Source organism: Streptomyces afghaniensis, assembly GCF_044327915.1.
Classification (GTDB): Bacteria; Actinomycetota; Actinomycetes; order Streptomycetales; family Streptomycetaceae; genus Streptomyces; species Streptomyces afghaniensis.
The window spans coordinates 448,186-459,397 of sequence record NZ_JBIRGJ010000010.1 but is presented as its reverse complement, the minus strand read 5'-3'; the positions used below and the strand labels follow the sequence as shown (position 1 = coordinate 459,397).

The 11,212-nt window shown below is 70.9% G+C and carries 9 protein-coding genes; 6 read left to right on the top strand and 3 right to left on the bottom strand.

The annotated features are described in order from the left end of the window. From ACH4G3_RS36485 to ACH4G3_RS36460, 6 genes are all read left to right on the top strand, one after another. The coding region (locus ACH4G3_RS36485; RefSeq protein WP_397628478.1) for an alpha-amylase family glycosyl hydrolase at positions 1 to 756 on the top strand (756 nt) is incomplete at its 5' end. Then, positions 753 to 2,453: a maltose alpha-D-glucosyltransferase gene (gene treS / locus ACH4G3_RS36480; protein ID WP_397628477.1), complete on the top strand. Its 1,701-nt coding sequence runs from the start codon at positions 753 to 755 to the stop codon at positions 2,451 to 2,453. The genes ACH4G3_RS36485 and treS, both read left to right, overlap by 4 nt. Before the next feature lie 191 nt (positions 2,454 to 2,644). Then, the gene (locus tag ACH4G3_RS36475; RefSeq protein WP_397628476.1) at positions 2,645 to 4,087 is read left to right on the top strand and encodes a maltokinase N-terminal cap-like domain-containing protein; all 1,443 of its coding nucleotides are present in this window, start codon (positions 2,645 to 2,647) and stop codon (positions 4,085 to 4,087) included. 36 nt (positions 4,088 to 4,123) lie between these two features. Next, a complete protein-coding gene (glgB, locus tag ACH4G3_RS36470; protein WP_397628475.1) occupies positions 4,124 to 7,000 on the top strand; it encodes a 1,4-alpha-glucan branching enzyme in 2,877 nt (958 codons plus the stop codon). A 125-nt stretch (positions 7,001 to 7,125) separates the two neighbouring features. After that, on the top strand, positions 7,126 to 7,596 hold the full coding sequence (locus ACH4G3_RS36465; RefSeq protein ID WP_397628474.1) for a hypothetical protein: 471 nt from the start codon (positions 7,126 to 7,128) through the stop codon (positions 7,594 to 7,596). Next, positions 7,593 to 8,003, top strand: coding sequence for a hypothetical protein (locus tag ACH4G3_RS36460; protein WP_397628473.1), 411 nt, complete (start codon positions 7,593 to 7,595; stop codon positions 8,001 to 8,003). Before ACH4G3_RS36465 ends, ACH4G3_RS36460 begins: the two co-directional genes overlap by 4 nt. A 48-nt stretch (positions 8,004 to 8,051) precedes the next feature. Here ACH4G3_RS36460 and ACH4G3_RS36455 read toward each other — a convergent pair whose 3' ends face one another. The 3 genes from ACH4G3_RS36455 to ACH4G3_RS36445 all read right to left on the bottom strand — a co-directional run bounded on the left by ACH4G3_RS36455 (position 8,052) and on the right by ACH4G3_RS36445 (position 11,188). After that, entirely contained in the window at positions 8,052 to 10,331 is a 2,280-nt protein-coding gene (locus ACH4G3_RS36455; RefSeq protein ID WP_397628487.1) for a HelD family protein, read from the bottom strand. A gap of 132 nt (positions 10,332 to 10,463) precedes the next feature. Continuing rightward, on the bottom strand, positions 10,464 to 10,781 hold the full coding sequence (locus ACH4G3_RS36450; RefSeq protein ID WP_397628472.1) for a thioredoxin family protein: 318 nt from the start codon (positions 10,779 to 10,781) through the stop codon (positions 10,464 to 10,466). Next, positions 10,775 to 11,188, bottom strand: coding sequence for a MerR family transcriptional regulator (locus tag ACH4G3_RS36445; RefSeq protein WP_397628486.1), 414 nt, complete (start codon positions 11,186 to 11,188; stop codon positions 10,775 to 10,777). Before ACH4G3_RS36445 ends, ACH4G3_RS36450 begins: the two co-directional genes overlap by 7 nt. Positions 11,189 to 11,212 lie beyond the last annotated feature (24 nt).

Here is an 11,212-nt window from a genome sequence, read left to right as displayed (position 1 = left end):
TTCACCCGCCCGGCGATGATGCACACCCTGGCCCAGATCGGCTTCCAGCAGTCCTACACGTACTTCACCTGGCGCAACTCCAAGCAGGAGCTGACGGAGTACCTCACGGAGCTGTCGGGCGAGGCCGCCTCGTACATGCGGCCGAACTTCTTCGCCAACACCCCCGACATCCTGCACGCCTACCTCCAGCACGGCGGCCGCCCCGCCTTCGAGGTCCGGGCCGTCCTCGCGGCGACCCTCTCGCCCACCTGGGGCATCTACTCCGGCTACGAACTGTGCGAGAACACCCCGCTCAGGGAGGGCAGCGAGGAGTACCTCGACTCGGAGAAGTACCAGCTCAGGCACCGCGACTGGGAGACCGCCGAACGCGAGGGACGCACCATCACCCCGCTGCTGACCAGGCTCAACACCATCCGCCGGGAGAACCCGGCGCTCCAGCAGCTGCGCGACCTCCACTTCCACCACGCGGACCAGGAGGCGGTGATCGTCTACTCGAAGCGGCAGGGTTCGAACACGGTTCTGGTGGTCGCCAACCTCGACCCGCACCACACCCAGGAGGCCACGGTCTCGTTGGACATGCCGCAACTCGGCCTGGACTGGCACGAGTCGGTGCCGGTGCGCGACGAGCTCACCGGCGAGACCTATCACTGGGGCAGGGCTAATTACGTGCGCCTCGAACCGGGCCGTAGGCCCGCGCATGTCTTCTCGGTTCTGCGACCGTCCACCCCGCAGATCGGAGGGTCACCCACAACATGATCGTCAACGAACCCGTTCAGGACACCTTCGAGGACACTCCCGCCAGGGACCGCGACCCGGAGTGGTTCAAGCGCGCCGTCTTCTACGAGGTGCTCGTCCGCTCGTTCCAGGACAGCAACGGTGACGGCGTCGGTGACCTGAAGGGCCTGACCGCAAAGCTCGACTACCTCCAGTGGCTCGGCGTCGACTGCCTGTGGCTGCCGCCGTTCTTCAAGTCCCCGCTCCGGGACGGCGGCTACGACGTCTCCGACTACACCGCCGTGCTGCCGGAGTTCGGTGACCTGGCCGACTTCGTGGAGTTCGTCGACGCCGCCCACCAGCGCGGCATGCGCGTGATCATCGACTTCGTCATGAACCACACCAGCGACCAGCACCCGTGGTTCCAGGAGTCGCGCAAGGACCCCGACGGGCCCTACGGCGACTACTACGTGTGGGCCGACGACGACAAGCAGTTCCCGGATGCCCGGATCATCTTCGTCGACACCGAGGCCTCCAACTGGACCTTCGACCCGGTCCGCAAGCAGTACTACTGGCACCGTTTCTTCTCCCACCAGCCGGACCTCAACTACGAGAACCCGGCCGTGCAGGAGGAGATGATCTCCGCGCTGAAGTTCTGGCTGGACCTGGGCATCGACGGCTTCCGGCTGGACGCGGTGCCGTACCTGTACCAGGAGGAGGGCACCAACTGCGAGAACCTCCCGGCCACGCACGACTTCCTGAAGCGGGTGCGCAAGGAGATCGACGCGCAGTACCCGGACACGGTGCTGCTGGCGGAGGCCAACCAGTGGCCCGAGGATGTCGTCGACTACTTCGGCGACTATCCGAGCGGCGGCGACGAGTGCCACATGGCCTTCCACTTCCCGGTCATGCCGCGCATCTTCATGGCGGTGCGGCGCGAGTCCCGCTACCCCGTCTCCGAGATCCTGGCCAAGACCCCGGCCATCCCCTCGGGCTGCCAGTGGGGCATCTTCCTGCGCAACCACGACGAGCTGACGCTCGAGATGGTCACCGACGAAGAGCGCGACTACATGTGGGCCGAGTACGCCAAGGACCCACGGATGCGCGCCAACATCGGCATCCGGCGCCGTCTCGCCCCGCTGCTGGACAACGACCGCAACCAGATCGAGCTGTTCACGGCCCTGCTGCTGTCGCTGCCGGGCTCGCCGATCCTGTACTACGGCGACGAGATCGGCATGGGCGACAACATCTGGCTCGGTGACCGGGACGCGGTGCGCACGCCCATGCAGTGGACCCCGGACCGCAACGCGGGGTTCTCCTCCTCCGACCCGGGACGGCTGTTCCTGCCCACGATCATGGACCCGGTCTACGGCTACCAGGTGACGAACGTCGAGGCGTCCATGGCCTCGCCCTCGTCGCTGCTGCACTGGACCCGCCGCATGATCGAGATCCGCAAGCAGAACCCGGCCTTCGGACTCGGCTCGTACACCGAGCTGCCGTCGACGAACCCGGCGGTGCTGGCGTTCCTGCGGGAGTACGAGGACGACCTCGTGCTGTGCGTGAACAACTTCTCACGGTTCGCGCAGCCCACGGAGCTGGATCTGAGCGCCTTCGAGGGGCGGCACCCCGTGGAACTGTTCGGCGGGGTCCGCTTCCCGGCGATCGGCGAGCTGCCGTATCTGCTGACGCTGGCAGGTCACGGTTTCTACTGGTTCCGGCTCCGCAGGGACACCTTGTGAGGTCCGAGGCGGCCTGACGAGGCCCTGAATCACGGGGCGGGCCGCAAACCCCCGGGGCGGGGCGTTTCTCCCGCCCCGCCCGGGGCACGCATCAGTAACACCCCGCCCATCCGCGTGAGCCGGAGGGGCGCCGCCGGCACCTGCTGAAGGCCCCGGAGGCGCACCAATCATGGGTGAAAGGACGCGACGCCATGTCGGAAGCCGTCACACGCACCGTCACCGCTCCGCCCGGCCTTCTTGCCTCCCTCGATCCGCTGCTGCGGGAGTGGCTGCCGCGGCAGCGCTGGTTCGCGGGCAAGGGACGTCCGGTCACCGGGTTCACGCTGGTCGAGGCCACCGAGCTGCTCCCGGCCACGGGCAAGCTCGGCCTGTACCACCTGCTCGTGCGCGCCCACCAGCCGTCCGTGCCGTCGCACGGCGCGCCCGGCCACCCCGGCGACTGCTACCAGCTGCTGATAGGCGTGCGCGAGGCGCTGCCGCCTCGGCTGGCGCCCGCGCTGATCGGACACCTGGCGACGGGGCCGCTGGCCGGCCGGACGGCCTACGACGCTCTGCACGACGCCAGGCCCGCCGAACTGCTCCTGGAGGCGCTGCGCACCCAGGCCCGGATCGGCGGGCTCCGCTTCGAGCGGGACCTCGACCAGGACATCCGGTCCGGTCTGGTGCCGCGCGTGGTGACCGCGGAACAGTCCAACTCGTCGATCGTCTACGGAGATACGTTCATCCTGAAGCTGTTGCGCCGGATCGTGCCCGGGGTCAACCCGGATCTGGAGCTGCCGCTGGCGCTGGCCCGCGAGGGCTGTCCCCGGGTGCCCGCGCCGACGGCCTGGATGGTCGCGGACGTCGACCGCACGGCGGACCCGGTGATCTCGGGAGGCCCGGCCGACCTGGCCGGCCAGCCGTATGTGCTGGGGGTGCTCCAGCCATTTGTGCAGGGCGCCTCCGACGGCTGGGAGCTGGCGCTGCGCGAGCTGGCCAAGGGCGAGGACTTCGGCGCCGAGGCGCGGGCGCTGGGCCGGGCCACCGCCGAGGTGCACACCACGCTGGCCCGGGCACTGCCGACGGTCACGCTCGGTCACATGCAGCTCCGGCTCATGGTGGACGGCATGATCGAGCGGCTGGAGGCGGCCGTCCAGGCGGTGCCCGCGCTGCGGCCGTACGCGGCCGACCTGCGCTCGGCGTTCACGGCGCTGGGCGATCTGGCCGCCGAGGGCCGCACCTGGACCGCGCAGCGGGTACACGGCGATCTGCACCTCGGGCAGTGCCTGCGCTCGCCGGCCGGCGAGTGGTGGCTGATCGACTTCGAGGGCGAACCGGCCCGGCCGCTGGCCGAGCGGCGCATGCCGCAGCCGGCGGTGCGGGACGTCGCCGGCATGCTGCGGTCCTTCGACTACGCGGCACGCTCGGCCGATCCGCCCCAGCCGGACTGGGCCGAGACCTGCCGGTCCGCGTACTGCTCCGGGTACGCGGAGGCCTCCGGCCTCGATCCGCGCACGGACCCGGTGCTGCTGCGCGCCTACGAAACGGACAAGGCGATCTACGAGGTGGTGTACGAGGCCCGCCACCGCCCGGACTGGCTGCCGGTGCCCCTGGCCGCCATAGACCGCCTCGCCTCGACCGGCCATCTGACCTGACCTGACTGACCCACCTGCGTCCTGGAGGCTCCGCCCGTGACCCCCCGCCCTGAGTCCAGCGGTTCGCGTCCCAAGGGGACGGCCGGGGAGAAGATCCCCGAGCAGCCCACGGCCGCCCAGAAGAAGAGTGCCGCCAAGAAGACGTCGGTGCCGAAACAGGCAGTGGCCAAGAAGGCGACGGCCCCCGCGAAGAAGGCCGCCGCCAAGAAGACGGCTGCCGCGCAGCCACCCGCGACGAAGGCCACGGCCAAGAAGTCGGCCCCGGCGAAGACGACCGCGAAGAAGGCCGTCGAGAAGAAGGCAGTTGCGAAGAAGGCGGGTGCTGAGAAGGCGGTCGCCAAGAAGACGACCGCGACGAAGACCGCTGCCGCGAAGGCGACGGCGAAGAAGGCCACCGCCAAGAAGGCCACAACCACCAAGGCAACCGCCGCCAAGGCGACGACCACGAAGGCGGCTGCCAAGAAGGCGGTCGCCAAGAAGGCCACGACGGCGAAGGCGGCGGCCACCAAGTCCACCGCAACCAAGTCCACCGCCGCCAAGGCCACCGCCGCCAAGGCCGCTGCTGCCGAGACCACCACCGCGGCCAAGCCTCCCGCGAAGAGGGCCACCGCGAAGAAGACCCCCACGAAGAAGGCTCCCGCCAAGAAGGCCACCGCCAGGAAAACCAGCGCCGGCCAAGCCACCTCCGCCCCCGCCCAGACCGTCCCGCCGGAGATGGAACTCGGCGTCTCGCCCGCCGTCGGCGCGGCGGACCGGGACCGGCTGCTCAACGGCACGCATCACGACCCCCACTCCGTGCTCGGCGCCCACCCCGTGCCCGGCGGGGTCGCGTTCCGGGCGTTCCGGCCGTACGCCCTGTCGGTGACCGTCGTCGCCGGGGAGGTGCGGGCGGAGCTGGACGACGACGGGGAGGGGTTCTTCTCCGGACTGCTGCCGCTGCGGGAGGTTCCGGAGTACCGGCTGCTCGTGGAGTACGAGGGGACGGTCCTGGACACCGAGGACGCCTACCGTTTCCTGCCCACGCTGGGCGACCTCGACCTGCACCTGATCGGCGAGGGCCGGCACGAGGAGCTGTGGACGGCGCTGGGCGCGCACCCGATGACCCACCAGGGCGTGACCGGCACCCGGTTCTCGGTGTGGGCGCCGAACGCGCTCGGCGTGCGCGTGGCCGGCACCTTCAACTTCTGGGACGGCACCGGCCACGTCATGCGCTCGCTCGGCTCGTCGGGCGTGTGGGAGCTGTTCCTGCCGGACATCGGCGAGGGCGAGCTGTACAAGTTCGAGATCACCCGCCCCGACGGTTCGAAGACGATGCGTGCCGACCCGATGGCCCGCCGCACGGAGGTGCCGCCCGCGACCTCGTCGGTCATCACGTCCTCGCAGTACGAGTGGGGCGACGCCGCGTGGCTGGACCGGCGCGCCGAAGCCCCGGCGCACGAGGCGCCCTTCTCGGTGTACGAGGTGCACCTGCCGTCCTGGCGGCCCGGACTGACGTACCGTCAACTGGCCGAGCAGCTCCCGGGGTACGTGAAGAACCTGGGCTTCACGCACGTCGAGCTGATGCCGGTCGCCGAGCACCCGTTCGGCGGCTCCTGGGGCTACCAGGTCACCGGCTTCTACGCACCGACGGCCCGGCTGGGCACGCCCGACGACTTCAGGTACCTGGTGGACTCGCTGCACCGGGCCGGGATCGGCGTGCTGATGGACTGGGTGCCCGCGCACTTCCCGCGCGACGACTGGGCGCTGGCCGAGTTCGACGGCCGGCCCCTGTACGAGCACGCGGATCCGCTGCGGGCCGCGCACCCCGACTGGGGCACGCTGGAGTTCGACTTCGGACGCAACGAGGTGCGCAACTTCCTCGTGGCGAACGCCCTGTACTGGTGCGAGGAGTTCCACATCGACGGGCTGCGCGTGGACGCGGTGGCGTCGATGCTCTACCTCGACTACTCGCGCGAGCCGGGCCAGTGGACGCCCAACGAGCACGGCGGCCGGGAGAACCTGGACGCGGTGGCGTTCCTCCAGGAGATGAACGCGACGGTGTACCGCAGGGTGCCCGGTGTGGTCACGATCGCCGAGGAGTCGACCGCCTGGGACGGCGTCACCCGGGCCACCCACCACAAGGGCCCGAGCGGCTTCGGCGGGCTCGGGTTCGGGCTGAAGTGGAACATGGGCTGGATGCACGACTCGCTCCAGTACATGAGCCACGAGCCGGTGTACCGCAAGTACCACCACCACGAGATGACGTTCTCGATGGTGTACGCGTACAGCGAGAACTACGTCCTGCCGATCTCCCACGACGAGGTGGTGCACGGCAAGCGCTCCCTGGTGTCGAAGATGCCGGGCGACTGGTGGCAGCAGCGCGCCAACCACCGGGCGTATCTGGGCTTCATGTGGGCCCACCCCGGCAAGCAGCTGCTGTTCATGGGGCAGGAATTCGCCCAGGGCGCCGAGTGGTCCGAGGCGCACGGCCCCGACTGGTGGCTCCTGGATCCGGGCTACGGCGCCGAGGCCGAGCACCGGGGAGTGCGGGACCTGGTCCGCGACCTCAACACCGTCTACCGTGCGACTTCGGCGCTGTGGCGGCTCGACACGGACCCGGCCGGTTTCGAGTGGGTGGTCGGGGACGCCGCCGACGACAACGTCCTGGCGTTCCTGCGGCTGGACCCGGAGGGCACTCCGATCCTGTCGGTGTCGAACTTCGCGCCGGTCGTCCGCCAGGACTACCGCCTGGGCGTGCCCGAGGACGTCCCGGCCTGGCACGAGGCCGTCAACACCGACGCCGCGCGCTACGGCGGCAGCGACGTCACCCACCCCGACCCGGTCAAACCGGAGGCCCAGCCCTGGCACGGCCGCCCGGCGAGCATCCGGCTGACCCTGCCACCGCTGTCGACCGTGTGGCTGCGCCCGGCGTAGGCGGCCTGTGACACCGCTGTGACGGGAGGGGTGGCTTCCGTCACAGCCGGTCCGGGTCGCGCCTGGTGAGGTGGCCGGATGCGTGCCACGTCGCTCACCTCACGGTCCGGAAGGGGCTGAGGCCCGTGCTGGTGGGTCTCGGTGTCTCGGCGGCCTGCGCCGTCGGCGCCCTCATCGCCGCGGCGGGGGTCGTCGCGATGGCGTTCCCCGGGCGGCCCGAGCCGTGGGCGGTGCATCTGATGCGCCGGGCGGCGGCAGGGGCCGCGTGGGCGGCCGCGGCCGCGTACTCCCTCGGGTTCTTCGCCGTCCTGATGTCCGAGTCGGAGTTCGGCGAAGGTGCGAGTTCCGTCCCGGCCCCGGCCTGCGTCGACGGTTTCGACGAAGCCACCGTCGAGGGCCTGTCCCATCACCGCTCCTCCTACCTCCCGCTCCGCTTCGACTGCGTCCGCGACGACGGCAGCGTCTACGCCAGTGACCCCTCCTACGTGTGGATGAACGGTGCGAGCGCGTCCCTCGCCGTGTCCGCCGCCCTGCTCGCCATCGGCGCCGGGTACGCGACCGAACTGCGCGCCCGCAGGGCCGCGGTGGTGTCGTGACGCTGCTCCCGGTCTTCGCCGGGCTCGTCGTCGGCTGGGTGGCGCTGCGCGGGCTGCTGACGCACCCGCTGCTGCCGCTGTGGGTGCGGACCTCGACCTTCTGGACCGTGCCGCTCGGTGCCGCCACCTGGGTGTTCATCATGGCGGCGGACGATCCCGTCCTGTTCCCCGAGACCGCCCCCTGCCCCAGGGAGCCGTACCTGGAGGGCGTCATCGGAAGCGGAGAGGTGTCGGGAGTCTCCACGCCGTTCCCGCCGCGTGCCTACTGCGTGTGGGAGGACGGCACCGTCTACGACCTCACGCCCGGGGCCGAGTTCCTCTTCTGGGTCTTCTTCGCCCTGACGGTCGTACCGCTCGCGGCCGGGCTGTGGCACGCCTGGCGGGATCCGAGGGCGTTCCTGCTCTGAGGGGATGCCGTGCCCGGCCAGCAGCGGCCGGGCACGGCATCCGCTCGGCTACGCGAAGGCCTCCGCCAGCGCCTGCGGCAGCTCCCCGGTGTGCAGCACGCCGAGTCGCTGGGTGGCGCGGGTCAGGGCGACGTACAGGTCGCTGGTGCCGTAGCGGCCGGGTTCGACCACGAGGACGGAGTCGAACTCCAGGCCCTTGGCCTGGCGCGGGTCGAGGAGGACGACCGACTGCGTGAGGTCGGGTTCGGCGCCCGCCGTCACGCCGTCCAGCCGGGCCGCGAGGCCGCGGTGCAGGTCGCGCGGGGCGATCACCGCGAGCCGCCCCTCGGCCGGGGTGAGCTCTTCCACAGCCTTGGCGACGGCGCCAGGGAGGTCGTCGGTGGCGCGTGCCCAGGGGCGTACGCCCGTGGAGCGGACGGAGCTCGGCGGCTCGAACTCCGGGTGCTCGGCGCGGACCACGGCCGCGGCGACGTCCATGATCTCGGCCGGGGTGCGGTAGTTCACGCCCAGCCGGGTGTGCTCCCAGCGGTCCTCGACGAACGGGGCGAGGATGCCCGCCCAGGAGCCGACACCGGCCGCCTCCGCCGTCTGGGCGGGATCGCCGACCAGGGTCATCGAGCGGGTCGGGCTGCGCCGCATCAGCAGCCGCCACGCCATCGGCGACAGCTCCTGCGCCTCGTCCACGATGATGTGCCCGAACGCCCAGGTGCGGTCGGCCGCCGCGCGCTCGGCGGCGCTGCGGTGGTCGTCCTCCTCGTGCCGCTCGGCGAACCGCTCGGCGTCGATGATGTCGTGCGCGGACAGCACCTCGGAGGACTCGGGGTCGTCCTCCTCCTTGTCCTCGAACTCGTAGGTCCGGGACGCGTAGGACACGTCCAGCACGCCCTGCGCGTAGGCGATCTGCCGCTCCCGCTCGCGCTGCGCGCGCTCGCGGGCCAGCCGGTCGTCCTCGCCGAGGAGCTCGGCGGCCTCGTCGAGCAGCGGCACGTCCGCGACGGTCCAGCGCCGGGTCACCGGGCGGCGTACGGCGGCGGCGTCCTCGGCGGACAGGAACTCCTCGGGCGCGGCGAGGAAGTCGGCGACGAGCCGCTGCGGGGTCAGCAGCGGCCACAGCTGGTCGATCGCGGCCCAGACCTCGGGGTTCTCGGCGAGGTCGTCGCGGATCTGGGTGATGTCGCTGGGGTCGAGCAGGCTGGACCCGTCGAAGGGGTCGGTGCCGATCCGCTCGGCGTACAGCTCGGTGAGGGTGTTGAGGATGTGCCCCTCGAAGTGCTCACGGGCCGCGTTGTGCGGCAGCTTCGCGGCGCGGGTGCGTTCCCGGGCGACGCCGGCGAGGCCGTCGTCCAGCATGAGCACCTCACGCTCGTGCTCGATCGTGATCACCGGGTCGGGCAGTGCCTGCCGGCTGCGCACGACCTCGGCGAGGACGTCGGCCATCTCGGCGCGGCCCTTCACTGCGGCGGCCTCGGGCGTGTCGGTGGCGGTCGCCCTGACACCGGGGAAGAGCTCGCCGACGGTCGCGAGGAGCACACCGGTCTCGCCGAGGGAGGGCAGCACCTCGCCGATGTAGCCGAGGAACGCCGGGTTGGGCCCGACGATCAGCACCGCCCGCTTGGCGAGCAGTTCCCGGTGCTCGTACAGCAGATAGGCGGCGCGGTGCAGGGCGACGGCCGTCTTGCCGGTGCCCGGGCCGCCCTCCACCACGAGCACGCCGCGGTGCGGGGCGCGGATGATGCGGTCCTGGTCGGCCTGGATGGTCTGGACGATGTCGCTCATGCGGCCGGTGCGGGCGGAGTTGAGCGCGGCGAGCAGCACGGCGTCGCCCGTCGGGTCCTCGTGGCCGGTGCGGGTCTCGTCGCCTAGGTCGAGGATCTCGTCGTGCAGGTGGGTGACCGTGCGGCCGTCGGTGGCGATGTGCCGCCGGCGCCTCAGCCCCATCGGGGTGTGGCCGGTGGCCAGGTAGAAGGGGCGGGCGACGTCGGCACGCCAGTCGATCAGGACCGGTGTGCGCTCGGCGTCGTCCCGGCGCAGGCCGATGCGGCCGATGTGGTGGGTCACGCCCGAGGTGAGGTCGATCCGGCCGAAGCACAGGGAGCCGTCCACCGCGTTCAGCGCGGCGAGCAGCCCGGATCGCTCGGCGACGAGGATGTCCCGCTCCAGTCTGGCCTGCATGGGGGTGTTGCCCTGCGCGAGCGCGTCCGTGACGGAGGTCTCGGCGTCGCCGCGCAGCGCGTCCACGCGCGCGTACAACCCGTCGATGAATTCCTGCTCCTGCCGCAATTCATCGTCCGGAAATTCGGTGTTTGACAATTCCGCTCCCGCCCGGATATACTGTGCTCACTGAACTTAACTGTGCCTTCAATCGACTTGAAGTCACGAATGAACAAATATACGCAAGGAAATCCCCCGAGCGCAATTGCTCGGGGGATTTCCTCGTTTCGGGGCCGCCAGGCCCGCCCTCTACAGCACGTCGGCCAGTTCCTCCAGCAGCCGCCGCTTGGCCCGGGCGCCCACCATCGCCTTCACCGGCTCACCGCCGCGGAAGACCATGAACGTCGGCATCGACAGCACCTTGTAGGCGTTCGTCGTCTCCGGGTTGGCGTCCACGTCGAGCTGCACCACCTTCAGCCGGTCGCCCTCCTCGGAGGCGAGGGCCTTCAGCACCGGCCCCATCTGCTTGCAGGGCGGGCACCAGTCGGCGGTGAACTCCACCAGCACCGGCAGGTCGGCGCCGATCACCTCCGCCTCGAAATCCGCGTCGGTCACATCCGTCACCATGTGTGCCTCCCCAGTTCGCACTGTGGCTCCGGACCCCCCGGAGCCTCCGCCTCGGCGGCCAGCTCGGCCCGCGCCAGCTGCCGGGCGACCGTTTCCCGCACGCTCGTCAGCTGACCGATCAGGGAGTCGAGTTCGTCCAGCTTGCGCCGGTAGACCGCGAGCGACGCCGGACAGGTGTCGCCCTCGGGGTGCCCGGCGCGCAGGCACTCCACGAAAGGCCGCGTCTCCTCCAGGTCGAACCCGAAGTCCTGCAGCGTCCTGATCTGCTCCAGCAGCTTCAGATCGCACTCGTCGTACGTCCGGTACCCGTTGTCAGCACGCCGCGCGGGCAGCAGCCCCCGCGCCTCGTAGTACCGCAGCGTCCGCGTCGTGGTCCCGGCCCGTGCGGCCAGCTCGCCGATTCGCATACGCACGAACGTAGTCCTTGACGC